Below are 301 nucleotides of genomic sequence, written 5' to 3'. Positions count from 1 at the left end.
TAGGTATGCAAAGCGAACGCGGCGAACTGAAACATCTAAGTAGCTGCAGGAAAATAAATCAACCGAGATTCCCAAAGTAGTGGCGAGCGAAATGGGAAGAGCCTGTACGTGATAGTCGGACTGATAGTGGAATGCTCTGGAAATGGCAGCCATAGCGGGTGATAGCCCCGTACACGAAATCAGACCGGTGGTACTAAGCGTACGACAAGTAGGGCGGGACACGAGAAATCCTGTCTGAATATGGGGGGACCATCCTCCAAGGCTAAATACTCGTAATCGACCGATAGTGAACCAGTACCGT

The 301-nt window shown here is 50.2% G+C and carries 1 rRNA gene; it reads left to right on the top strand.

The window, feature by feature from the left end:
- Positions 1-301: ribosomal RNA gene (locus tag F8197_RS28260) — 23S ribosomal RNA — on the top strand; the annotation flags it as partial.

The sequence above is a fragment of the Duganella sp. FT27W genome, from assembly GCF_009295655.1.
Lineage (GTDB): Bacteria > Pseudomonadota > Gammaproteobacteria > Burkholderiales > Burkholderiaceae_D > Rugamonas > Rugamonas zoogloeoides.
Note: the sequence above shows the minus strand (reverse complement) of the source record. Positions and strands in the feature narration are given on the sequence as shown.